At 37.0% G+C, this 22,148-nt stretch carries 20 protein-coding genes; 16 read left to right on the top strand and 4 right to left on the bottom strand.

Annotated elements, in window-relative coordinates; genetic code table 11:
* Window positions 1-257 precede the first annotated feature (257 nt).
* Entirely contained in the window at window positions 258-950 is a 693-nt protein-coding gene (locus tag AAJG31_RS19350) for an AIM24 family protein (RefSeq protein WP_036118779.1), read from the top strand.
* A 41-nt stretch (window positions 951-991) separates the two neighbouring features.
* On the opposite strand, the gene AAJG31_RS19355 is transcribed toward AAJG31_RS19350, so the two are convergent.
* Window positions 992-2,242 carry an NAD(P)/FAD-dependent oxidoreductase gene (locus tag AAJG31_RS19355; RefSeq protein WP_048393473.1) on the bottom strand — a complete coding sequence of 417 codons (1,251 nt, stop codon included), beginning with the start codon at window positions 2,240-2,242 and terminating at the stop codon, window positions 992-994.
* Between the two features lie 287 nt (window positions 2,243-2,529).
* Here AAJG31_RS19355 and asnB point away from each other — a divergent pair, with 287 nt between their 5' ends.
* The 4 genes from asnB to AAJG31_RS19375 all read left to right on the top strand — a co-directional run bounded on the left by asnB (window position 2,530) and on the right by AAJG31_RS19375 (window position 8,666).
* A complete protein-coding gene (gene asnB / locus AAJG31_RS19360; RefSeq protein ID WP_048393475.1) occupies window positions 2,530-4,380 on the top strand; it encodes an asparagine synthase (glutamine-hydrolyzing) in 1,851 nt (616 codons plus the stop codon).
* Window positions 4,381-4,642: 262 nt separating this feature from the next.
* Window positions 4,643-6,256 carry a polysaccharide biosynthesis protein gene (locus AAJG31_RS19365; RefSeq protein ID WP_081011001.1) on the top strand — a complete coding sequence of 538 codons (1,614 nt, stop codon included), beginning with the start codon at window positions 4,643-4,645 and terminating at the stop codon, window positions 6,254-6,256.
* 10 nt (window positions 6,257-6,266) lie between these two features.
* Window positions 6,267-6,980, top strand: a complete 714-nt coding sequence (locus AAJG31_RS19370; RefSeq protein WP_048393477.1) for a pseudouridine synthase — start codon at window positions 6,267-6,269, stop codon at window positions 6,978-6,980.
* A gap of 168 nt (window positions 6,981-7,148) precedes the next feature.
* Window positions 7,149-8,666, top strand: coding sequence for a GGDEF domain-containing protein (locus tag AAJG31_RS19375; RefSeq protein WP_279495787.1), 1,518 nt, complete (start codon window positions 7,149-7,151; stop codon window positions 8,664-8,666).
* Window positions 8,667-8,724: 58 nt separating this feature from the next.
* On the opposite strand, the gene AAJG31_RS19380 is transcribed toward AAJG31_RS19375, so the two are convergent.
* Window positions 8,725-9,894 (bottom strand): MFS transporter, encoded by a 1,170-nt coding sequence (locus AAJG31_RS19380; RefSeq protein WP_004226066.1) that lies wholly within the window; start codon window positions 9,892-9,894, stop codon window positions 8,725-8,727.
* 394 nt (window positions 9,895-10,288) lie between these two features.
* Window positions 10,289-10,510, bottom strand: coding sequence for a DeoR family transcriptional regulator (locus tag AAJG31_RS19385; RefSeq protein ID WP_004226074.1), 222 nt, complete (start codon window positions 10,508-10,510; stop codon window positions 10,289-10,291).
* Between the two features lie 357 nt (window positions 10,511-10,867).
* Between AAJG31_RS19385 and pepV the strand changes: the two genes are divergently transcribed.
* The 7 genes from pepV (at window position 10,868) to AAJG31_RS19420 (ending at window position 18,292) form a co-directional block, all read left to right on the top strand.
* On the top strand, window positions 10,868-12,274 hold the full coding sequence (gene pepV / locus AAJG31_RS19390) for a dipeptidase PepV (RefSeq protein ID WP_279495784.1): 1,407 nt from the start codon (window positions 10,868-10,870) through the stop codon (window positions 12,272-12,274).
* 27 nt (window positions 12,275-12,301) lie between these two features.
* Complete coding sequence (gene dat, locus AAJG31_RS19395) at window positions 12,302-13,156, top strand: D-amino-acid transaminase (protein ID WP_103118672.1); 855 nt, start codon at window positions 12,302-12,304, stop codon at window positions 13,154-13,156.
* Between the two features lie 222 nt (window positions 13,157-13,378).
* The gene (locus tag AAJG31_RS19400) at window positions 13,379-14,383 is read left to right on the top strand and encodes a nuclease-related domain-containing protein (RefSeq protein ID WP_048393486.1); all 1,005 of its coding nucleotides are present in this window, start codon (window positions 13,379-13,381) and stop codon (window positions 14,381-14,383) included.
* A 3-nt stretch (window positions 14,384-14,386) separates the two neighbouring features.
* A complete protein-coding gene (locus tag AAJG31_RS19405) occupies window positions 14,387-15,316 on the top strand; it encodes a diacylglycerol kinase family lipid kinase (RefSeq protein ID WP_279495783.1) in 930 nt (309 codons plus the stop codon).
* 96 nt (window positions 15,317-15,412) lie between these two features.
* Window positions 15,413-16,063 carry a tRNA (guanosine(46)-N7)-methyltransferase TrmB gene (gene trmB / locus AAJG31_RS19410; protein WP_016991781.1) on the top strand — a complete coding sequence of 217 codons (651 nt, stop codon included), beginning with the start codon at window positions 15,413-15,415 and terminating at the stop codon, window positions 16,061-16,063.
* Window positions 16,064-16,074: 11 nt separating this feature from the next.
* Complete coding sequence (locus AAJG31_RS19415) at window positions 16,075-16,938, top strand: MBL fold metallo-hydrolase (RefSeq protein WP_279495781.1); 864 nt, start codon at window positions 16,075-16,077, stop codon at window positions 16,936-16,938.
* Window positions 16,939-17,065: 127 nt separating this feature from the next.
* On the top strand, window positions 17,066-18,292 hold the full coding sequence (locus AAJG31_RS19420; RefSeq protein WP_066037570.1) for an ATP-grasp domain-containing protein: 1,227 nt from the start codon (window positions 17,066-17,068) through the stop codon (window positions 18,290-18,292).
* Window positions 18,293-18,508: 216 nt separating this feature from the next.
* On the opposite strand, the gene AAJG31_RS19425 is transcribed toward AAJG31_RS19420, so the two are convergent.
* Window positions 18,509-18,823: a hypothetical protein gene (locus AAJG31_RS19425; protein WP_004226089.1), complete on the bottom strand. Its 315-nt coding sequence runs from the start codon at window positions 18,821-18,823 to the stop codon at window positions 18,509-18,511.
* Between the two features lie 165 nt (window positions 18,824-18,988).
* On the opposite strand from AAJG31_RS19425, the gene AAJG31_RS19430 reads away from it, so the two are divergent.
* From AAJG31_RS19430 to AAJG31_RS19445, 4 genes are all read left to right on the top strand, one after another.
* Window positions 18,989-20,065, top strand: coding sequence for a M42 family metallopeptidase (locus AAJG31_RS19430; RefSeq protein ID WP_054549933.1), 1,077 nt, complete (start codon window positions 18,989-18,991; stop codon window positions 20,063-20,065).
* 59 nt (window positions 20,066-20,124) lie between these two features.
* Window positions 20,125-20,646, top strand: a complete 522-nt coding sequence (locus AAJG31_RS19435) for a DUF84 family protein (protein ID WP_054549934.1) — start codon at window positions 20,125-20,127, stop codon at window positions 20,644-20,646.
* A gap of 94 nt (window positions 20,647-20,740) precedes the next feature.
* Window positions 20,741-21,259 carry a hypothetical protein gene (locus tag AAJG31_RS19440; protein WP_279495779.1) on the top strand — a complete coding sequence of 173 codons (519 nt, stop codon included), beginning with the start codon at window positions 20,741-20,743 and terminating at the stop codon, window positions 21,257-21,259.
* A gap of 70 nt (window positions 21,260-21,329) precedes the next feature.
* Window positions 21,330-22,148: a DUF1444 domain-containing protein gene (locus tag AAJG31_RS19445; protein WP_279495778.1), complete on the top strand. Its 819-nt coding sequence runs from the start codon at window positions 21,330-21,332 to the stop codon at window positions 22,146-22,148.

Consider the following 22,148-nt stretch of genomic DNA (forward strand, 5'->3'; position numbering starts at 1 on the left):
ATTTACTATATAGGTGTCATTTCGTGGATGGCACTTATATAGTTATTTTTTTGAAGTGATTGTTATATAACAATTGTAATTTCTTTGTTTAATGTATAACAGCGCATGTCTGATGTCAATAACATTACTGGAAATAAAGTGATTTCGTAATTAAAAGAGAAATTTTGTAACGAAATTCATGATGAGGAACAAACTATTAAAAATTGAATCTTTTCTCAAAGAACAACGTATATAAAGTAATTAGGGAGGGATCAATCATGGGGAAATTTTCTTTAGATGAATTTGTTCATAAAACACAGCAGGACGATAATGAGAATGATTATTTTGAATTGGAAACTGAACGTGTATTAGAGGTTAATCTAAACGGTGAAGTGTGGTCAAAAATGGGCGCTATGATTTCCTATACAGGTGATATTAAATTTGAACGTGAGCGCGTCTTGGAGCATGGTCTTGGCAAAATGTTTAAAAAGGCTTTAACGGGTGAAGGTACGCAATTGATGAAAGCTAGCGGAAAGGGCAGACTCTACTTAGCGGATCAAGGAAAGAAAGTAACTGTTTTTGATTTGAAAAACGACAGTATTTGTGTCAATGGCAATGATTTACTTGCCTTTGAGCCTAGCATCGAATGGGATATACGTTTGATGCGTAAAATGGCTGGCATCATGTCAGGTGGTTTATTTAATGTAACCCTTCAAGGAACAGGGAAGGTTGCGATTACAACTCATTTTGAACCACTGACATTATTAGTGAAACCAGGTGAAACAGTATATACTGATCCGCATGCTACTGTTGCATGGTCAGGCAACTTAACACCTGAATTTAAAACAGATATTAGCTTCCGTACATTTATCGGCCGAGGCAGTGGAGAATCCATCCAGATGGCGTTTTCTGGTGAGGGCTTTGTCATTATCCAACCATTTGAAGAAGTTTATATGTCTAGTGAAAGCTAAAAAAGCGTGTCCGTTGTTCCACGGACACGCTTTTTCTCCTATTATAATGCCGCATGCATTCCTGCAATACGTCCCGTTACGAGGGCTGAAGTGATGTTATAGCCGCCTGTATAGCCATGAATATCAAGAATTTCTCCACAAAAGAACAGTCCTTCTTTTTTCTTTGAGGCCATTGTTTTTGGCTCGATTTCTTTTACAGAGACACCGCCACCTGTTACAAACGCCTTATCAAGTGACTGTGTGCCACTCACTGTTAACGTGAAGTTTACTAGTAAACGTGCTAGCTGACGAATTTTCTCTTGGGATAATTCAGCGCCCGTCAATTGAACATCAATATGTGCTCGCTCACATAAGAACAAGAGCCATCGTTCAGGTGCTATGCCTTTCCAAACATTTTTCACAGCCTTTTTCGGATCTTCTTTTATTAATTTATTTAAATATTGTAGACATGTTTCTTCATTATAATGTACCAGTGTTTGAATACGCATTGTCACGGGCTCATAGCCTGTCTTCATTAATTCTTTCACAACGAATTGACTACAACGCAAAATAGCAGGACCACTTAAACCAAAATGGGTAAAGAGCATATCCATTTGATGGGTGACGAGTGTCTTACCTTTTTTATTGAGCACGGAGACAGCAACATCACGCAATGCTAGTCCTTGTAGTTCACGTGCTTGAATAAAATCTTCTTTTGAAATAACAGGGACTTCTGTTGGGAATAAGGTAGTGATTGTATGACCCGCACGTTCAGCCCAAGGATAGCCATCACCTGTTGAGCCTGTTTGTGGAACCGCCTTGCCCCCAACAGCTACAACGACTGCTTGACTACGGACTTCGGTGCCATCAGCAAGACGTACACCCAAAATTTTATCTTCATCCATTAGAAGCTTACTGACAGCTGTGTGTAAACGAACTTCAATATGAAGACGTTGTAGCTGTCTAATCAGCGCATCAACGACATCTTGTGCGCGATTGGATACAGGGAACATTCTACCGTGGTCCTCTTCCTTTAGGGCGACACCAAGCCCTTCAAAAAATGCAATTATATCTTCATTATTATAAACGGTAAATGGACTATAGAGAAAACGGCCATTACCGGGTATATGTTTCACAATTTCTTCAACAGGCAAACGATTTGTAACATTACAGCGTCCTCCGCCAGAAATGGCCAATTTCTTGCCTAGTTTTGTGCCTTTTTCTAACAATAACACCTTCTTTTTGCGCTCTCCAGCAGCAATCGCCGCCATTAAACCAGATGGGCCACCACCAATCACGATTACATCATACATAGTTAGAAACTCACTTTCTGTTCAAATTAGGAATCTTTCCTATTATACATGAAGTCTATATAGAGAGGGACTTTCTTTGACATTGAAAATAATAGAAAAGTGTTTTATAATTCTTTATCTCTTCTTTTGGGATGAAGAGCTTATACAGTAGAATGAAACACAATATTCTTTGTTATACAATTGGATGAATGAAAGTTTTCCTTTATTAGCATTGTCAGCATGAAATGAATGTCTTTTCGTGCTATTATGGTAAAGGTTATGCACTAAATTATGAGGTGAAAAATAGAATGTGCGGATTTATAGGTTATATTAATGGAACAAATGTGATTGATCATCATCAGACGATAGAAAATATGATGAATACAATTATTCACCGCGGACCGGATAGCGGCGGTATTCATAGTGACGATAAAGTAACGTTAGGTTTCCGTCGATTAAGTATTATTGACTTATCAGACGTAGCGAATCAACCATTATATAGTGAAGACGGCAATATCGTGCTTGTATTTAATGGAGAGATTTTTAACTTCCAAGAGCTGCGTGCAGATTTAATTGAAAAAGGTCATACGTTTAAAACGCAGTCAGATAGTGAAGTCATTATTTATGGCTATGTAGAATATGGCGTAGATTTTGTGAAGAAACTGCGTGGGATGTTTGCCTTCTGTATTTGGGATAAAAAGAATGATTTACAGTTCATTGCGCGCGATGGCTTTGGAATCAAACCATTGTATTACTCTGAGCATACAACAGACGGTACGTTTATTTTTGGCTCTGAGATTAAATCGTTTTTACCACACCCATCATTTATTAAAGAGTTAAATAAACAGGCACTTCGCCCCTATTTAACATTCCAGTATTCATCTATGGATGAAACATTCTTTAAAGGTGTCTTTAAATTACCACCAGCTCACTATATGCTGATACAAAATGGACAAAAGCAAATCGTGCAATATTGGGATAAAAAATTCCATGCAAAAGAAGCACCAATCGAAAAATATATTGAAGAAATTCGTTCAACTGTTAAAGAATCTGTAGAGGCTCATCAAATCAGTGATGTAAAAGTTGGTTCATTCTTATCGGGTGGTATTGACTCTAGTTATATTACGTCTTTATTACGCCCAGATAAATCCTTCTCAGTCGGGTTTGCGGACTATGAAGATATGTTCAATGAGACAAATCTTGCAAAAGATTTATCAGATACGTTGAATATTCAAAATGAACGTAGATACATTACCGCAGATGAGTGCTTTGAAGCGCTACCTAAAATTCAATGGCATATGGATGAACCACAATCCAATCCATCTTCAGTGCCACTTTACTTCCTTTCGGAGCTTGCTTCAAAAGATGTAACGGTTGTTTTATCAGGTGAAGGTGCTGATGAAATTTTTGGTGGGTATGCTTGGTATCAAAACTCAGGAAGAATGCAAAAATACGAAAAATTACCATTAGGTCTTCGTAAAACATTACGTGGAATGGCAGAAGCCCTACCGAAAAATCAATACACGAATTTCCTTATTAAAGGTGCTCAAACAGTAGAAGAGCGTTTTATTGGGGAAGCGGTAGTTTGGGATGAAGTGGATGCTATTAATGTTTTAAAGCCAGCTTATAAAAATGCCCCATCTGTAAAATCGATTACAAAACGTATTTATGATGAAGTACCTGGCGATGATGATGTGACAAAAATGCAGTATCTAGATCTAAATCTTTGGATGCCTGGTGATATTTTATTAAAGGCAGATAAAATGAGTATGGCACACTCAATTGAATTACGTGTACCATTTTTAGATAAAGAAGTAATGGAATTAGCGAAAAATATTCCTTCAAGATACCGTGTGAATGATATCGATACAAAATATGTTCTACGTCAAGCTGCGCATCAGGAATTGCCAGAAGAATGGGCAAAGCGTCCGAAACTCGGATTCCCAGTGCCAATTCGCCACTGGTTACGTGAAGAAAAGTATTACAGTATGGTAAAAGAAATGTTTACAACTGACTTTGCAAATGAATTTTTTGATACAAAACAATTAGTTGGCTATCTAGATGAGCACTACGAAGGGAAAGCAAATCGCGGTCGTTATATTTGGACAGTTTATGTATTCCTAGTATGGTATAAAAAGTTCTTTGTGGACATGGTATAAGAAATACCTAATCGGTGGGGATGTTCAATTCCTCACCGATTATTTTAAGGCCTTTTTTCATCAAGTTTCTTTATGAATGAACTTTTTGGTGTTTTTATGCGTCTCATTTCCTATAAATATGTTAAGATTACAGTTGGTTTACTTTATTGCTCTTAGAGTGACAGCGCTTGCATATCGTTTGTTTTAAAACGAAAAAGTTTTATAAGTATGCTTTGAAGTGTTACGATAATAATATTGATTTTACAATGAATGGATGGGTATGATGTCCAATTTAATGAAAGGTACTGCGATATTAACAATGGGGATGTTTTTATCGAAGGTACTCGGATTAATTTATATTTTTCCGTTTTATGCAATTGTTGGCGAGAAGAACATTGCGCTTTACCAATATGCATATATTCCCTATTCAATTATGCTGGCAATCGCCATTTCAGGTGCGCCAATAGCCGTCTCTAAATTTGTATCCAAATATAACGCAATGGGAGATTATCAATCGGGTCGCAAGCTGATGAAATCTGGCATTCTTATTATGATGATGACTGGCTTTGCAGCATTTATTGCCCTCTTTCTACTTGCTACGCCAATTGCAGGGCTAGTTATTAAGAGTGAGGAACAGGTCTTTACAGTTGAACAAATTGCTTCAGTAATACGATGGGTTAGTTTTGCCTTAATCGTAGTGCCATTTATGAGTCTATGGCGGGGCTTCTTCCAAGGCTACGACAAAATGGAGCCTACTGCCGTTTCACAATTGGTGGAACAAATTGTGCGAATTGTTGTGTTACTTGGTGGATCTTTCCTAGTGGTGATTGTGTTTAAAGGAAAACCAGAGACAGCCATCTCCTTTGCTGTGTTTGCTGCATTTATCGGAGCAATCGGTGGATTAGGTGTTCTTTATTACTACTGGAAAAAATATCAGCCTGAATTTAATCTACTACGTAGCCAAAGTGTGACTTCCACACAGCTACCAATGTCCAATATTTATAAAGAAGTGATTACCTATTCCATCCCAATGGTGTTTGTAGGGGTGGCGAATCCATTGTTCCAATTAGTCGACATGCTTACGTTTAATGGAGCAATGACGTCCATTGGTTTAGCAGAAGTAACAGATACTTATTTATCAATGATTAACTTTATGACACATAAAGTTGTTATCATCCCTGTTATGCTAGCGACTGGATTTTCGATGGCGCTTGTACCAACAATTACAAAGTATTTTACACAGGGGGAGTATTTAGCGCTCCGCCATGCAATGGATAAGACCTATCAAATTTTAATCTTTATTACATTGCCAGCTGTGGTTGGTATTTCTTTATTAGCCAATGAAATTTATTTTATGCTTTATTCAGAAAGCGAAATGGGGGCAACCATTTTAGCGCATTATGCACCTGTCGCGATTTTATTTGCGTTATTTCAAGTCACAGCAGCCTTACTTCAAGGAATTGATTTTCAAAAGTGGATTGTTTTTAGCTTATTATCTGGAATTTTCGTAAAGCTAGCATTAAATATTCCTTTAATTCGCTGGTTAGAGGCTGATGGTGCTATAGTAGCTACAGCTATTGGCTACAGTGTTTCGATTATCATTAATATGCTTGTGTTACGAAAAACGTTGAATTATCGATCAGAAATGGTTGTGCGTCGTGTCATGCTAATTGCTTTATTGACAATGGCGATGGCCATTAGCGTGCTGATTGTGCATAAATTATTGGAATTACTAATGGGACCAGTTGATAGTAAATTCTCAGCATTACTATTCTCAATTATTTGTGCGGGTGTTGGTGCGGCTGTTTATGGCTTTTTATCATTACGCCTAGGTTTAGCCCAAAAGCTATTAGGTGAACGATTAACCCGTATTATGAGTAAACTGGGATTGAAATAGGAGTGGAACGATGCGTTTAGATAAATTACTAGCAAATATGGGGTACGGCTCTCGTAAGGAAGTGAAGCAGCTATTAAAGCAAAAAGCTGTCACAGTAGACGGTGATTATGTCAAGGATGCAGCTTTACACGTAGACCCAGAAAAGCAAATTGTATCAGTGTTTGGAGAGCGCGTTGTTTATACAGAATTTGTTTATTTTATAATGAATAAACCGCCTGGTGTTATTTCTGCCACTGAAGATTTAAGAGATGAAACAGTCATTGATTTATTAGAGCCATTACACCAGCATTTTCAACCGTTTCCTGTTGGTCGATTAGATAAAGACACAGAAGGGTTGCTCTTATTAACAAACGATGGTCAATTAGCTCATAATTTATTGTCTCCCAAAAAGCATGTGCCAAAAGTTTATTACGCACAGATTGAAGGCGTTGTGACAGAAGAAGACGCCGAGAAATTTGCAAATGGTGTTGAGCTAGATGATGGCTATGTTACAAAACCTGGAAAGCTTGTGATCTTAAAGTCTGCACAGCAATCTGAAATAGAGCTAACGATTCAAGAAGGCAAGTTTCATCAGGTAAAGCGAATGTTTGAGGCTGTAGGAAAACGTGTAACATATTTAAAGCGTATTTCCATGGGAAGCCTGAAATTAGATGAAAATCTAGCGTTAGGTGAATATCGTGAGCTCACTGCTGAAGAGCTAAACGGTCTACAAAACAATCATTAAAACATATTATTCCTCGATGCATCACATAGCATCGGGGATTTTTATATACAGTAATATGACTGTAACTGTATAATATGAAATGAGTTATTGTGATATAGTCATAGAATGTATCATATTTTGAAATATTCCCCAAAAGACGATGGTATAAAATAAGTAGAGGACAATTAAATGAAGAACCTGCGTATTAAATTATTACTATCTCTAATAGCATTTGCAGTCATACTTGTTGCTGTTATTTCATATGTGAACCGACAAATACTGGTAACAGAGATAGAAAAGCAAGTGAGCATGAATAAACTATTAATTGAAAATCATATTTTGACAGATATGCAAACTGTCGATGATGCCCATTTTTATTTTGATAATAATATTTCAGACAAAATGGAACAGGAGCTTAGACAGCTAAAAAACTATTACCATGAAAACCCTAATGTAGCTACTTGGGATTTGCAGCAAATGAAAAAGAAACATGGTGTGGATATTTACATAGTGGATCAATCAAATACAGTAGTTTACACAACTTTTGCCAAAGATATTGGCTTGGATTTCTCGCTTTGCTGTCAACGTTTTTCTGCTTTATTAGATGAACGGCGCGCTAGTGGCGAATTTTTTACAGATGGACTCGATATTTCAACATCAACAGGTGAATATCGAAAATTTGGCTATCTGGCAACACATGATAAGAAATATTTGCTCGAGTTAGGTATAGACCTACTAAATGATCCTGTCTTCCAAACCTTTAATTTTGAGAAAACTGCACAGTACTTAATAGGTAAGTATATTGATTTAGTGGATGTGCAAGCTATTAATGCAGGTGGCGTTTTCTTTAATGATTCGAGATCGAAGAGAATCACTGTACAGGAGCAATCTAAGAAATTTCAAAAATACTTCGAGCTAGCTAAGAAAACAATGGAGCCAGTTGAGTATGAAAAGGCATTAGACAATGGTTATATAGAAACACATCGTTTTCTGCCCTATGAAGCAGAGACAGTGAGAGGGGAGTCATCCAAAAGAATTGTCTATGTGAAATTTATCAATTTCACTAAAATGGAAGCTCTCCAAAAAAATACAAAGCAATTTTGGATCTTACTGTCTATTGCCCTACTAACATCCTTTATTATGCTGTTAGTTATTAATAAAATTTTATCTAAAACAATACACCTAGCTACCTTCGATCCGCTAACTGGTGTCTACAACCGTGCTACATATATTAGGAAAATTGATAATTTATTAAGAAAAAGAAAAATGAATGTGCCAGGTTTATTGTTAATTGATTTAGATAACTTTAAACAAGTAAACGATCAATTTGGTCATGTAGAAGGAGATCATATCCTCATTGAAACAGCGAAAATTTTAAAGCATGTTGTGAAACAAAGTGGCTTTGTTGTACGCTTCGGTGGGGATGAATTTGCCATTGTTTTATACGATACAACAGAGGAACAGATGCAGCACATAGCAGAGGACATTTTGACTCAAATAAGGTCAGTTAGATATGATGGCCAAGCTAGCGAGAAATGGTCTGTGTTGTCTGTGAGCATGGGCGGAGCCATTTATAATCATGCTGAGGATACAGAAATGAGCTTATTTGAACGGGCCGATAAAGCGCTTTATCAATCCAAAAATGCTGGTAAGGATCAATATTCTAGTTTTGCAGAGGTCGCTGCTGACGAGGATTTTATTAGTTAAAAAACGCCCCATTCTATCGATAGCATAATTAGCTATTTTGATAGCAATGGGGCGTTTATTAATGAGCAGCTATTTTTGTTCTATAAAAGATACAACTACATAATACAAGAACAGCGATGACTGGAAACATAGCGTTCATATAATGAGTCAAGAGCCAACCGCCTATTATTGGGCCAATAAAGCCACCTAAATTTTTAAATTGTGCAGCACCTAAATAGGTTGCCTTTTGAGTATCTGGCGCAATTTCATCAATCATAACATTCATTGTAGGGAAGGCAAAGATTTCACCTATGGTAAAAATAATCATGGCAATGATATAGAGCGTATAATTATTGGAGAATCCAAACATACATAATCCAATAGCAAAGAACAGTACACCTACTAATAATGTTGCTGTAGATGAAAAGCGCTCTGATACTATACTAATAGGTAATTGTAGTAATAACACAACTGCTGCATTGAGAGAGATTAATAACGAATAAAGTTTCGCACCTTCATCAATTTTTAATTCGATAATTTGTGGTAGCGTTGAGTCAAATTGCGAGTAACCAATATTGATTAAAATGGCACCCAATATAAAGCTAAGCAGCACACGATTTGTCAAAAGAATTGTGAATGTACTGAGTATTTTTGTTTGTGTAACCGCTTTGGGTTGCTGCATTTGATAGCGATTTAACACAAAAAATAAAAAGACTGCGTAAATAATATACATCATCCCTGTCAGCATAAAAGGGATACTTGGACTGGAGAGCTGTGAGATATACACGCCAATAATTGGACCAATAACCGCTGCAATATTAATGGCTGTATAACGTAAGGAAAATAGTCTTTTTCTTTTATCGGCAGGTGTAAAATCAATCATCAATGCCTGTGTGGAAGGTTCAAAAAATGATCGACAAAGTCCATTCAAAGCATTGAATAGAATAAAAAGCCAAACAGCATGAACTGTTGCGAAGCCAAAGAACACAAGACTCCAAACGATAATTGTTAATAGAATAACGCTTTTTCTACCAAAGCGATCTGTTAAATAACCCCCGAAAAATCCACCTACTGTGGAAATGAGCGGCGCGATACCAATTGTCAATCCAATTTGTAAGGGAGAGGCTTGAATTTCATTATGTAAATAAATAGCTAAAAAAGGCATTGCCATAAAGCTTGCAATACGTGTAAAAATTGTTCCACCTAAAATAATCCAAACTAATGGATGAAACAACTTTGACAAAGTCATATAAAATCCTCCTCTCAACATTTAGAATGTTTCGAGTTTAACGGATTGTTAAGCAACTGTAAATAGTTAAAATAATCTTGAAAGAGCACAAAGCAGATAATGGCGCGCAGATTTATGTTGCTATGCTAAGATGTGAGGCTCAGATTGAAGGGTAAAGGAGCAATGTAAATAATCGTTTTATATAGATGAATGGAAGTAAGATAAAAATCATTGCTTGCATAGATAGATGACTGAAAAAGTGATGAAAATAATTACTTTACACAGAAAGCAAGCTGGAGAAGTCAGTAAGCAAAGTGGGAAAAAAATCTAATAATCTTCTAACGACAAAAAAGAATGACCCCGACGAAAGGTCATTCTTTTTCCATACACAATGCTTTACGTACAAAACGTAAAACTAAGACGTTAATTTTACTTTTTTCTTCGTCGTTGTCCATCTGCCTCGACTTGGACTCGTCACCAAATCGTTAAAGGCTAACACGTTCAAATCTCTTTGAACGGTGCGAGGAGTGATACTAAACTCTTCGACTAAATCCTGTGTAGACACGGTTCCTTTGTCTAAAATAAACATGTACACGTCTTTAATACGATTAAGCATTCGATCAGTAGTTGGTTTCATTAAATGAACCACTCCTTCATCTTAATTCTCTTGGCAAAGACTAGCGGACGACAATATGTGCGGAGTGCACTTAGGCTAATAAGTAGCTGCCTTAGACATCCCCTTTTCTAATTTTATAGTCAGAACAATTATTCTGATAACTTTATTATATAGAAAAACTACTTAATTTTCTAGTGAATGCAAGAGAAATTTACAATTAATATATAAAATTTATACTGTATTTTGTGGGAATACGTGAAAAACGTGCTATATATGGTAGTGACAGTAGAAGTTACTGAAAATAGTTGTCAGAAAGCTGATTGTCATATATGTTGTAAGGTGTAGAATAATGTTAATACTTTGAAGGAGGTACATGGTATGGATTGGTTACAAGCTGCAAAAGAAAGGCAAGACGAATTAATACAAGAGTTACAGGAGCTTGTGCAAATAAATAGTGTGCTCGATGAGGATACAATAACTACTGAAGTACCTTTTGGAGATGGTCCACTTCAAGCGCTTGAATGGTTACTAGCAAAAGGTCAAAGTGAAGGCCTGCTCACGAAAAATGTTAATAATTATGCTGGACATATTGAAATGGGAACTGGTGAAGATTTACTTGGTATTTTATGTCATGTTGATGTTGTCCCAATTGGAGAAGAAGCAGATTGGACTTACCCTCCTTTCAGCGGCACAGTAGCTGATGGTAAATTATTTGCACGTGGTGCGATTGACGATAAAGGGCCTACGATTGCGGCATGGATGGCCATGAAACTTGTGAAAGATGCAGGTATTCCGTTAGAAAAAAGAGTACGAATGATTATTGGTACAGACGAAGAAACAGGATTCCGCTGTGTCGACCACTATTTTAAACAGGAGGAAATGCCGACAATTGGTTTTGCACCAGATGCGGATTTCCCGCTCATCAATGCAGAAAAAGGCATTGCAGAGCTTGTGTTCTCTCAAAATAAAGTGGGTGATGCAACGAAAGAACAACTACTACTATTTAATGCAGGAAAGCGCCCAAATATGGTACCTGATTTTGCAAAAGCAATAATTCAGCACGTAACAGCATCATTCGAACAGAATTTTCAAACATTTTTAAGTAAAAATCAGCTAGAAGGCTCTTTATTAATGGAGGAGTCTCGCTATATAATAACTATCAAAGGTAAAGCAGCCCATGCAATGGAACCAGATAAAGGTATCAATGCAGCTGTTTATCTTGCAGCATTTTTACAACAAGAGTTGACGACAGAAGCAAGTAAACAATTTGTCGACTTTATTGCAGATGTTTTTTATCAGGATCATTATGGTAGTCAGCTCGATCTGCAGTTTGAGGATACAATGTCAGGACAAACAACATTAAATCCAGGGATCGTAAGCTATGATGTCCATAAAGGCGGCAGTTTAGTAATTAGTATGCGCTATTCAGTTTCCTATCCATTCGATGAAAAAATAACAGCAGCACAACGCTTAGCGGTAGAAAAAGGGTTTTCTCTAGACATACAAGACGACTCCAAGCCACATTATGTCAGCGAAGATGATCCATTCATCCAGACATTAGCAGCTATCTATAGACGTCAAACGGGAGATACAGAAACACCTTTATTATCAACTGGTGGTGGGACGTATGCACGTGTGATGAAAAAAGGCGTGGCATTTGGCATGCTCTTCCCAGGGGAGCCAGATGTAGCGCATCGAGCGGATGAGTTTGTTGTCGTTGAAAACCTTGTAAAAGCAGCGGCAATTTATGCTGAAGCAATTGTTGAACTTGCAGGAAAAAAATAACTCAAAGACGAAAAGGATGAACAAAACATGGCATATTCATTATGGAATGATCAAATTGTTGAAGAAGGATCCATTGCAGTATCACCAGAAGATAGAGGCTATCAATTTGGTGACGGTATTTATGAAGTAATCAAAGTTTATAACGGAAATATGTTTACAGCACAAGAGCATATTGATCGTTTCTATGCAAGCGCCGAAAAAATTCGTCTTGTTATTCCTTATACAAAAGACGTCTTACACAAATTATTACATGAGCTGATTGAAAAAAATAATCTTGATACAGGGCATGTTTATTTCCAAATTACACGTGGTGCCAATTCACGTAATCACGTTTTCCCAGATGCAAGTGTTCCAGCTGTATTAACTGGTAATGTGAAAGCTGGTGAACGTGCATATGAAAACTTTGAAAAAGGGGTTAAGGCTACGTTTGTAGAGGATATTCGTTGGTTGCGCTGTGATATCAAATCTTTAAACTTACTTGGTGCAGTATTAGCAAAACAAGAGGCAGCTGAAAAGGGCTGCTACGAAGCAATTTTACATCGCGGGGATATCGTAACAGAATGTTCATCAGCAAATGTTTATGGGATTAAAGACGGTAAGCTTTATACACACCCAGCAAATAATTTCATTTTAAACGGTATTACTCGTCAGGTCATTTTAAAATGTGCAGAAGAGATTAGTTTACCTGTAGTTGAAGAACCAATGACAAAAGCTGATTTATTAACAATGGATGAAATTATTGTATCCTCTGTATCTTCAGAAGTTACTCCTGTTATTGATGTGGATGGAAACCAAATCGGTACTGGAGTGCCAGGTGAATGGACGCGTAAATTGCAACAAGCTTTTGAGGCGAAATTACCACTTTCTTTGAATTCAAAATAAAAGAACCGTTTAAGAGAACTATCGATAAGGGTAGTTCTCTTTTTTATGGATGTAATGTTTGGTATCGTCATGTAAAATAAAAAGGATAGTAATGAATAATTTTACAGATTGAAATTTGTAGAATAATTGTCGATGTATTGAATACAATGCCTCTTTTCTCCAAAGCAATCTAGATAAAAAGAGAACTATAGATATGGTGAGTAAGAATGGAGTGACCTTTACATGGCACAATTGGTGAAATTACAAGATTACATTTCACGCTATCAAATTGATTTAGCGAGATACCCAACACAATTTGTGCGCTTGAAGAAAAACCAATGGGAGCGCATTAAGCGACAGTGGGAATTGGGAGAAGATATTAGCGAGTGGCAACATGTCGACAATGAGGTGGAAGCGGAGGCTTACGAGGAAAAAGAACGTTTTACCTTCATAAAAAAATGGTTTGCTGGGCGGCAAAAGGAAACAACAGATGATGTTGAAGAAGTAGAAATATCAAATGAGCTTGTCAGCGATGAGGATATAATTCCTGAAGAAGAAACGACACTCACATTTGAACCTAAAATTGTGTATGCACCACAATCCATCCATGAGTTGAAACGAATGTTTATTGATCAGTTCTTTCATTTTCAAATGAAATGGGCTAGTTCAACATTACGGGAAAAATCATATGTAGATCCTCGCTTCATGCGTGACTCATTGCTCCGTATGCTATTGCAAACATTGCCAGATAATTATCTATTGTTTTATTATCCAATACTACAAATTAGAAAAGCACCTATAGAGCTAGATGTAGTGTTAATGTCGCCGACAGAGTGTATTTGTATTACGGTCTTAGAGGCTGAAAATCAAGCTGTATATGTAGGTGGCAGCGATCGCTTCTGGATTAAAAAAGTAGGGACGAAGGATTCTAAAGTTTTGAATCCAACGATTAACTTAGGGCGGATGGAATCGGTACTGTCGCAATTATTTAAACAAGAGGATATTGATATGCCCATCCGTAAGGTTGTGCTATCTCGTAATGGGTATTTTGATTATCCTGGTTCACCATTTGGGGTACGCTTTGTTGATCGTCGAAATTACCATGAATGGATAGAGCATTTAAGAAAAGTTTCCTCTCCTATGAAGCATATGCAAATCCGAGCTGCACAGACAATTTTAAATACGGTCCAAACCACCTCCTTTAACCGAGATATATGGCAGCAAGCATCTCAGCCAACAGAGGAATGATGTATGAACGTTCTATTTATTGTCAATGAGGCCGCTGGGAATGGAAAAGGAAAAAAAGTTTGGCTCCAACTTCAAGAGCATCTAACGATTTCCTATCAAGTGGCTTTTACTGAATATGCAGGACATGGACAGGAAATCGCTCAACAATGGGCACACCAGCAACAAGAGAAGAAATTGCTTGTCATTGTTGGTGGTGATGGCACCATTCATGAAGTAGTTAGTGGTGTTATACATAATAAACACATCATAATTGGTGTAGTTCGTGCTGGCTCTGGTAATGACTTTGCACGTTATTTTCATACCTTTTCCAATGCCCAGCAAATCGAGGATTATGTAAAGACTACCTTGGCTAATGTAAGAATGGATGCAGGGATCGTTCAGATTGATAATCAACGAAAAGAAATATTTGTTAATAATGCTGGCATAGGCTTCGATGCCTTTGTGACAAAATCAATTAACACTTCTCGTCTTAAGTTTTATCTCAATAAGATTGGACTAGGGAAACTTTCGTATGCTGTCGCTGTAATTAGAGGGTTATTTCGCTTTGAACGCTTTGACATAACGATACGTTCAGAGGGACAGGAATGGCAATTTCAGCAGACGTGGTTTGTGGCGATGAGTAATCAACCTTATTTTGGAGGCGGCATGAAAATATCACCTGCCGCAAAAGCAGATGATGGGCAAGTGGATATCACAATTGTACATGGTATTTCTCGTATCAAATTATTACTGGTATTTGTCACTGTGTTTTTTGAAAAACATACAAAATTTAAGGAAGTTACTTTTTTACAGGGGCAGGTCTTTGATCTTATCGTAGCAGATAAGGTTGACTGCCATACGGATGGTAATTATATTGGCATTGTCAATCAAGAGACCAATATCCACTGTACAATACAACAAAATGCTTGGCAGGTTATTGTTAAGGATTCATAAAAATATCATTGTGCAATAATTTCATGCGAATTATAAGGGAATACGTTATACTATAAAAAAATCAATAATTTCACAAGAAAGAAATGAGGAACAACATTGAGATTAAGAAATAAGCCTTGGGCAGAGGAAATGATTACAGATCACCCAGAGGTGATTATTCCAAATCCTGAAGACTTTAAAGGAAATTGGCAGGCTGTTTTCGGCAATGACAACCCTATTCATATTGAAGTAGGGTCTGGAAAAGGACAATTTGTGACCGGTATGGCTTTGCAAAATCCAACAATCAATTATATTGGCATTGAACTTTACGATAGTGTGATTGTTTGTGCACTAGAAAAAGTGCTAGAGGCAAAATCTCCAGCGAATTTACGTTTACTAAAAGTAAATGGCGCAGATTTATATAAATTCTTTGACAAAAACGATGTATCACGTGTATACCTGAATTTCTCAGATCCTTGGCCAAAAACACGACATGCAAAAAGACGTTTAACGCACGGGGATTTTTTGAAATTATATGAGTCGATTTTAGTGGATAATGGGGAAGTCCATTTTAAAACGGATAACCGAGGTCTTTTCGAGTATTCTTTAATCAGTATGTCTGAATATGGGATGTTATTAAAGTATGTATCTCTCGACCTGCATGCAAATATGCCAGAGGATAATGTGATGACAGAATATGAAGAGAAGTTTTCTGCGAAGGGGCAGCCGATTTATCGCTTAGAATCGCAATTTATCACTAAATTGTAGGGGGAATATGGATGGATCAGTTACAGTTTCACAATATGTCATTATCATGGCTAAACGGGGGTGTTACGTGCCTAGATGGTGGTACGATGTTTGGTGTTGTACCAAAGCCTCTTTGGTCCCGCAAATATCCAGTCAATGAAAAAAACCAAATTGAATTACCAACAGAACCTATCCTTATTCAATTTGGGGGCAAAAACTACCTTATTGATACGGGGGTTGGCTTTAACAAATTAAATGAAAAGCAGCTACGAAACTTTGGTGTAACAGAAGAATCTTCGTTAGCTGATAGCTTACAAGAGTTAGGATTAACGACAGCAGATATTGATGCAGTGTTAATGACGCATTTACATTTTGATCACGCTGGGGGGTTAACGCAGTGGGAAGGGGATGTACTTGTACCAACTTTCCCAAATGCCAAGATTTTTGTAACGAAAATTGAATGGGATGAAATGCGTAACCCCAATATCCGTTCTAAAAATACTTATTGGAAAGAAAATTGGGAGCCAGTTCAGCATTTAGTTGAAACCTACGAAGAGTCATTGGAAGTAGTACCTGGAATCGAAATGCTTCATACTGGTGGTCATAGTGAGGGACATGCTGTCATCAAGCTAACGCAAAATGATGAAGTGTTATTGCATATGGCAGATATTATGCCGACTCATGCTCATCAAAATCCATTATGGGTATTAGCCTATGACGATTATCCAATGACAAGTGTATTTGCAAAAGAGCGACTGATGAAAGAAGCCCTTGCAAATAACTATGGCTTTATTTTCTATCACGATGCTTATTACCGTATGATTCGATGGGATGAGTCAGGCAAAGAGATTGTGGATAAACTAGAGCGTAGTAGACAAGCTGTTATTACATTTTAATCGAGCAAGCAAAGGCGAGGTATTTGGCATATAAAATGTCAATACCTCGCGTTTTTGTTCGTGAACAGGATAGAAAATATGATACACTTAACACGATACTAAAATACAAAAGAGAGTTGAAATAAACATGGCAACTGAACAACCATTTTTACCCGTTTTACTTGGATCAGATATGAATGCATATGGTATGGCACGTGCGTTTTATGAAGCATATGGTATTAAACCACTTGTTTTAGGACGTTCTCATTTAACAGCAACACAAGATAGCCATATCCTACAATTTCAAGAAATAGACCGTTTAAATGAACAAGATGTTTTTGCACCTGCCCTTGCAGAAGTTGCAAAAAAATATGCTGATAAAAAACTATTACTTTTAGCATGTGGGGACGATTATGCCAAGCTGATCATCAAAAATAAGCCAGCATTACAAGAGCATTTTACCGTACCTTATATCGACGAATCGTTGATGGATGAAATTTTATTGAAAGAAAATTTCTATAAAATGTGTGATCAATATAATTTTAAATATCCAGGTACAACAACGGTGACAGCTGACAACTATGAAAACTTTACACCACCATTTGCTTACCCTATCATTTTAAAGGCTTCCAACTCTGTAGAATATTGGGCTTGTAAATTCCCTGGGAAGAAAAAAGTATTTGTTGCACATGATGAAGCGGAAAAAACGGCTATATTAAAAGCTATTTATAGCTCTACTTATCAGGATACAATGATTATTCAAGAATTTATTCCTGGGGACGATTCCTATATGCGTGTGTTAAATGCCTATGTAGGAAAGGATGGAAAAGTGAAGCTGATGTGTCTAGGTAATCCTATTCTAGAAGAACACTCTCCTGAAGGAATCGGAAGTTATGCAGCCATCGTGACAACCTATGATAAAGAATTAATGGATCAAGTACGTTTCTTCCTAGAGGACATTGGCTATACAGGTTTTGCGAATTTTGATATGAAATATGATATTCGAGACAAGCAATATAAACTTTTTGAAATCAATTTACGTAATGGGCGTTCTAGCTATTATGTAACAGCAAGTGGGCATAATTTAATGAAGTATGTTGCGGATGACCATATGTTAAATATCGAGCAAGAAGTCACATATGTGCAGGACAAGCATTTATGGATGATTATTCCTAAAGGTGTATTATTCAAATATGCATCGAATGAAAAGCTCAAACTAGAAGCAAAAAAATTAATTAGTGAGGGTAAATACACAAATTCTCTTTACTTTAACGAGGATATGAATGCGAAGCGTTGGGTGAAACTAACACTCAATAATTTAAATTATTACCGTAAGTATAAAAAGTACTTTAATAATAAAGGTTTATCCGAATAACATAGAGAAGCCATCTTCATTTTATGAGATGGCTTCTTATGTTGTTGAATTAGATATTATGAGTAGCAGAAAAGGCCCTTTAGCAAGGTGAGGGGTTGATTTCCGTTCCGCCAGCGCATTGGAAATCTCTTTTCACCTTTCACAAAAATGTTTTGTTTTTAATATTATAAGAAGCCATCTTCAATTTATGAGATGGCTTCTATTGTATATACATAATTAAACTTCTGTTAGTTCCACGACAACACCAGAGCGTGCATCGGCAGCAAATTCGAATGTCTGCATCTCACCTTCATGCATACGCGAGATCCCCCCACGATATACTGGGATGGTAATAATACCGTTTGTAAAATCTTCAGTTTTCATAAAAATCCAAGAACCATCAATCGGTGAATCCTTTTTAAATTCTCTTTTTATGTTTTCAAGTACTTGTCCTGCAGGTACGAACGGAGAAACTTTTTCACTAGCTTCTTTAATAATGACTGCGGCAGCTAAGCCAGTTGCGACACCAATTAAAAAATCACGTAATTTCATACTTTTTTCCTCCTTTTTCTATACCTTTATTTTAGCATAGCCTATAGAGTGAATGCACGTTCACAATTAAGCGGATTGAGGAAATGTATCAATATTTCGAATTCGGAAATAATTGTGTTACAATAGGCAAGGAAGAATATTCTACTTCGTGGGGAGAGAGTCATCATGAATGAGGAAACATTACAATTATTTAAAACATTAACAGAATTACCAGGCGCTCCGGGTAATGAACACGCAGTACGCGCGTTCATGCGTTCTGAGTTAGAAAAGTACTCGGATGAAATCGTTCAAGATAATTTGGGGGGTATTTTTGGTGTTAAGCACAGTGATGTTACGGATGCACCGAAAATATTAGTTGCTGGTCATATGGATGAGGTAGCATTTATGGTTACTTCTATCACAGATAATGGAATGATCCGTTTTCAAACATTGGGCGGCTGGTGGAACCAAGTTATGCTTGCACAGCGTGTAGAAGTATATACGAAAAATGGGGCAATTCCTGGTGTAGTTTCATCCATCCCACCCCATTTATTAACAGATGCAGAACGAGCGAAGCCAATGGATATAAAAAATATGCTTATCGATGTTGGTGCTGATAATAAAGAAGATGCTATGTCTATGGGTGTTCGTCCTGGACAATCCATCATACCAATTTGTCCATTCACACCAATGGCTAATCCGAAGAAAATTATGGCTAAAGCTTGGGATAACCGCTATGGCTGTGGTCTAGCGATTGAACTAATGAAAGAAGTACAGCACGAAAAATTAGGTTCACATTTATACTCAGGTGCAAATGTAATGGAGGAAGTTGGCTTGCGCGGTGCACAAGTATCAGCAAACATGATTAAACCAGATTTATTCTTTGCACTAGATGCTTCTCCTGCCAATGATATGTCAGGTGAAAAAAGTCAATTTGGACAGCTCGGCAAAGGTACTTTACTTCGTATTTTAGATCGTACAATGGTAACACATCGTGGTATGCGTGAATTCATTTTAGATACGGCTGAATCCAATCATATCCCTTATCAATACTTTGTCTCCCAAGGTGGAACAGATGCTGGTCGAGTGCATACGGCAAACGATGGCGTTCCAAGTGCAGTTATTGGTGTATGCTCACGTTATATTCATACATCAGCATCAATTATTCACATTGATGATTATGCAGCTGCCAAAGCTTTAATTGTTGAATTAGTGAAAAAAGCAGATCGTTCGACATTAGAGTCAATTCACGCTAATGTATAAGAAGCTAGGAAGATGCCTTTTAAAGGCATCTTTTTCTATGGAAAGAAAGTGGGGATTAAATGAAAATAGCCATTGGCACAACCAATAAGGCCAAAACAGAAGCAGTTGAAGTAATTGTTCGCAAATACTTTGAGGATTCTCTCTTTACTCATGTCAAAGCTGCTTCTGAAGTATCAGATCAACCGATAAGTAATGAAGAAACTAGATTAGGGGCAATGAATCGTGCTAAAAACGCCTTGATTTTAACGGATGCAGAATTATCATTTGGCTTAGAAGGTGGCGTAACTGAAATCGATGATGACATGTATGTTTGTAACTGGGGTGCATTAACTGTGTCAGATGGAACAATGTTTACAGCTGCTGGCGCACAAATTATTCTGCCAAAAGAAATTGCCCAGGAAATAAGAACTGGTGGAGAACTTGGACCGATTATGGAGCAATATACAAAGCGTCGAGATATTCGTCAAGGCGCAGGTGCTGTAGGTATTTTTACGCAAGGTTTAGTTAGTAGACAGATGATGTTTGAGCATATTGTCTCGCTTTTAGTTGGTCAATATTTGTTCACATTTTCACAAAAATAGTTAAAAAGAATTAGTGGTGAGAGGATAGTTAGGTTGCATCTTATGATTAATTTTTTTAAAATAGAAAAAAGTTAGTAGTGAAAGGAAGAGAGACATGTTATTTTCATGGCTAAGAGCAATTGGCCTAATGCTTATACTTCTTGTCCTTTCTGGCTGCAATCAATCTATTGATGATCAAATTGCTAATGGGCTCCAATTAACGGAGAAGGTTTTTGCTGAAGAGCCAGAAGAACATACAGTAGAAATTGGGGATATCAAATTATACTTACCTTCAAACTTTAAAATTGAAGACAGTTCAGATGCTTATAATATTGTGATTTCAAAAGGCAAAGAAAGCTACATTCTTTTTATCAATGATCGTGAAGCACAAGACAGTAAACTTTATTATAATCTTTTAAAAGAAAATGAAGCGGACAAAATTATCGAGGAATCGACTTTTGATAAGGATGGTCGTTTTGGCTTCACAGCGGTTCTAAAAACGGACGAAGAAAATGAATTGGAGCTCATTGTTAGTAGTGGTGGTGTGAAGATGACAACCATTTCAAAAGCAAAACAAATTGAAAATAATTTGCGTGAGATGACGAAAATCGTTCATTCGGTTAAGATGAAGTAAATAGAAGGAATGAACAGAACGGTTCACAAACATGTGAGCCGTTTCATTTTGAAGTTAGGATGTGAAAAAGATGAAGCGAATGAAGTCTGAACAACTAGTCGAGCTATTAAAAAAGCAATTAACTGAAGAGAAATATGAATTTCATTTTGATAAAAAGTACGATAAATTACGCTTGAATCATAAGACAATTGAAAAAGGGATGGAGCTCTCCTTACCTGGGATCTTAGCAAAATATAATGACAAGCAAGAGTCAGCGATTGAAGAAGTTGTATATACAATTGAGCAAACCTTTAATGCAATGGTACAAGAAAAAGAACAGGGTTTCCAAACGACTACACAGATTTATCCCGTGATTCGTGCCGCTTCTTATCCACAGGCATCGAAAGAAGGGCATGCCTTTATTACAACTGAGCATACAGCTGAAACGCGCGTTTTTTATGCACTCGATTTAGGTAAAACCTATCGCTTTATTGATGAATCCATGCTAGAAGCCTTACAATTAACGGTAGAACAAATTCGAGAAATGGCACGCTTTTCGGTGAAACAACTACCAACCGCCTATAAAAAAGATGAGGTAGCAGGTAATATTTTTTATTTTGTCAATGTGAATGATGGCTATGATGCTAGCCGTATTTTAAATGAGAGCTTTTTAAAAGAAATGCAGGCACAAGTGGAGGGCGATATGACATTATCCGTGCCTCATCAAGATGTATTAATTATAGGTGATATTCGTAATGAAACAGGGTATGATGTATTAGCACAGATGACGATGCATTTCTTTGCAGTCGGTACTGTACCGATTACGTCATTATCTTTTATTTATGAAGATGGAGAACTAGAACCAATCTTTATCTTAGCAAAAAACAGAGTGAAAAAGGAGCAAGAATAA

This window comes from Lysinibacillus sp. BS3, from assembly GCF_039614735.1.
GTDB classification, from domain to species: domain Bacteria; phylum Bacillota; class Bacilli; order Bacillales_A; family Planococcaceae; genus Lysinibacillus; species Lysinibacillus capsici.

Bases quoted from the DNA above. Each gene is read 5' to 3' on its own strand.
- AAJG31_RS19350 (WP_036118779.1), top strand. From the start codon at position 258: ATGGGGAAATTTTCTTTAGATGAATTTGTTCATAAAACACAGCAGGAC.
- AAJG31_RS19355 (WP_048393473.1), bottom strand. From the start codon at position 2,242: ATGTATGATGTAATCGTGATTGGTGGTGGCCCATCTGGTTTAATGGCG.
- asnB (WP_048393475.1), top strand. From the start codon at position 2,530: ATGTGCGGATTTATAGGTTATATTAATGGAACAAATGTGATTGATCAT.
- AAJG31_RS19365 (WP_081011001.1), top strand. From the start codon at position 4,643: ATGTCCAATTTAATGAAAGGTACTGCGATATTAACAATGGGGATGTTT.
- AAJG31_RS19370 (WP_048393477.1), top strand. From the start codon at position 6,267: ATGCGTTTAGATAAATTACTAGCAAATATGGGGTACGGCTCTCGTAAG.
- AAJG31_RS19375 (WP_279495787.1), top strand. From the start codon at position 7,149: ATGAAGAACCTGCGTATTAAATTATTACTATCTCTAATAGCATTTGCA.
- AAJG31_RS19380 (WP_004226066.1), bottom strand. From the start codon at position 9,894: ATGACTTTGTCAAAGTTGTTTCATCCATTAGTTTGGATTATTTTAGGT.
- AAJG31_RS19385 (WP_004226074.1), bottom strand. From the start codon at position 10,510: ATGAAACCAACTACTGATCGAATGCTTAATCGTATTAAAGACGTGTAC.
- pepV (WP_279495784.1), top strand. From the start codon at position 10,868: ATGGATTGGTTACAAGCTGCAAAAGAAAGGCAAGACGAATTAATACAA.
- dat (WP_103118672.1), top strand. From the start codon at position 12,302: ATGGCATATTCATTATGGAATGATCAAATTGTTGAAGAAGGATCCATT.
- AAJG31_RS19400 (WP_048393486.1), top strand. From the start codon at position 13,379: ATGGCACAATTGGTGAAATTACAAGATTACATTTCACGCTATCAAATT.
- AAJG31_RS19405 (WP_279495783.1), top strand. From the start codon at position 14,387: ATGAACGTTCTATTTATTGTCAATGAGGCCGCTGGGAATGGAAAAGGA.
- AAJG31_RS19415 (WP_279495781.1), top strand. From the start codon at position 16,075: ATGGATCAGTTACAGTTTCACAATATGTCATTATCATGGCTAAACGGG.
- AAJG31_RS19420 (WP_066037570.1), top strand. From the start codon at position 17,066: ATGGCAACTGAACAACCATTTTTACCCGTTTTACTTGGATCAGATATG.
- AAJG31_RS19425 (WP_004226089.1), bottom strand. From the start codon at position 18,823: ATGAAATTACGTGATTTTTTAATTGGTGTCGCAACTGGCTTAGCTGCC.
- AAJG31_RS19430 (WP_054549933.1), top strand. From the start codon at position 18,989: ATGAATGAGGAAACATTACAATTATTTAAAACATTAACAGAATTACCA.
- AAJG31_RS19435 (WP_054549934.1), top strand. From the start codon at position 20,125: ATGAAAATAGCCATTGGCACAACCAATAAGGCCAAAACAGAAGCAGTT.
- AAJG31_RS19440 (WP_279495779.1), top strand. From the start codon at position 20,741: ATGTTATTTTCATGGCTAAGAGCAATTGGCCTAATGCTTATACTTCTT.
- AAJG31_RS19445 (WP_279495778.1), top strand. From the start codon at position 21,330: ATGAAGCGAATGAAGTCTGAACAACTAGTCGAGCTATTAAAAAAGCAA.